This window comes from Prevotella sp. CAG:255 (genome assembly GCF_000431195.1).
In the GTDB taxonomy this organism is placed as follows: domain Bacteria; phylum Bacteroidota; class Bacteroidia; order Bacteroidales; family Bacteroidaceae; genus Prevotella; species Prevotella rara.
The window spans coordinates 1-1,588 of record NZ_HF986848.1 but is presented as its reverse complement, the minus strand read 5'-3'; the positions used below and the strand labels follow the sequence as shown (position 1 = coordinate 1,588).

At 43.1% G+C, this 1,588-nt stretch carries 1 protein-coding gene and 2 pseudogenes; all 3 read right to left on the bottom strand.

The features are described from left to right. Positions 1–46: 46 nt before the first annotated feature. Positions 47–862 (bottom strand): annotated as a pseudogene (locus QVO66_RS11460) (ISAon1 family transposase); the annotation flags it as partial. A 113-nt stretch (positions 863–975) separates the two neighbouring features. After that, positions 976–1,257, bottom strand: a pseudogene (locus QVO66_RS11455) (hypothetical protein); the annotation flags it as partial. Then, a partial coding sequence (locus QVO66_RS11450) for an ISAon1 family transposase N-terminal region protein (protein ID WP_288172842.1) occupies positions 1,223–1,588 on the bottom strand: 366 nt, incomplete at its 5' end. The gene QVO66_RS11450 and the pseudogene QVO66_RS11455, both read right to left, overlap by 35 nt.

Genomic DNA, 1,588 nt, shown 5'->3' with positions numbered 1-1,588 from the left:
ATGAGATTAATGAGACTTATGGGACTAATAGTGGGGCAGTAGAAATTTAATGGGGGTATCCGTAGAGCTTTGCGATTCTAAAGAGGAAAAACTTTTTATCCGTCACTCCATGGAGATTAGCTCTGAAGAGTTTGATTTTAGCATTGAATGATTCAGCAGCTGCATTCGTGAAACGATTGTTATATAAGTTCAATATTTCACCATAATGTTCATAAAAGGTTGCAGCAATCACATTAAATTGCTTCATGCCTGCACGTTCCACTTTATCATTCCATTTTGCCATACTGAGCCTTGCAGCATCTTTGATTGCGTTTTTGGAAAATATCATTCTTAATGAGTGCGACAGTCCGTAAGCAACTTTAATATCCGGGTATTCGTCAAATAGGATTCCGGCCCTTTCTTTTTGTCTTTCTGTCCATTTGTCTGCTGATTTAAACAGCAGGTAACGACTTCTGACAAGCAGTTCGGGACGTGTGTCTCCGTTGGGGAAACGAAATGGCACATAGGTTTTACCCGACAGTTTGCATTCTTCCATTTCCTCGTTGCTCTGTTGCAGTGCATCCCAGCGATGTGCCACGCGAATTTCCTGTACAGCATCACCAGCCAGTTTCTGTATGTGAAAACGGTCTATTACCCGTTTGGCATTAGGAAAGGCTACAGAAACTATTTTGCGCATCGAGTCTGAAAGAACAAGAGTGACCTCCTCAACCTTCATACGTTCCGCTTTATCAATCTGTTTTAAAGTCTGTATTATAGCCTCAGATTTTGTTCCGGCAACTACCGCCACAAGGCTTCCTTCAAGGGCATGGCGGTCACGGTTGGTAACAAACGTATACAGTTCGTCATTAGACAGGTCTGTTTTAAAGCCTGTATTATAGCCTCAGATTTTGTTCCGGCAACGACCGCCACAAGGCTTCCTCCATGTGCATGGCGGTCACGGTTGGCAACAAACGTATACAGTTCGTCATTAGACAGAGAGGATTCGTCTATTGCGAGGCGGGGACCTATGTTTTCAGGAAACAGCAGCCATTTGTCGGCATGATCCAGTTCATCCCACTCACGGTAACCACTTAATATTTCTTTGTACTGCAGGCGGGGACCTATGTTTTCAGGAAACAGCAGCCATTTGTCGGCATTATCCGGTTCATCCCACTCACAGTAACCACTTAATGTTTCTTTGTACTGTTTCTCAAAAGTATGTGCATTTATATGATAAAATGTTTCAAGCGTACGGCAAGTCACCCGGGATGTCTCCATACGTTTCTTTTAAAAAAGCCCCAAACTCCTTGGAGTAACGGGTGCCCTGGCAGGCCACATCAAGCGCAATTGGGAGACTGAAACTTTTGCCGGTGCGAAGGTCTGTCCATCTTCGGCGGCGGATTACCAGTATAACCTTATGGTCACGGATTGGGAAATCAGTAACGTTGACAGGACTCATAAAACCCTTTGACTCAAAATGAATATCATTAGATAATTCAGTATTCATTAATTCATCAAGGTGAATATGAATCTCACTCGAAGATTCTTCAACACTTACTATACTAAAATAATCCAGTATTTCTGAAGGCAGCACTAGGCGGGCTAACAC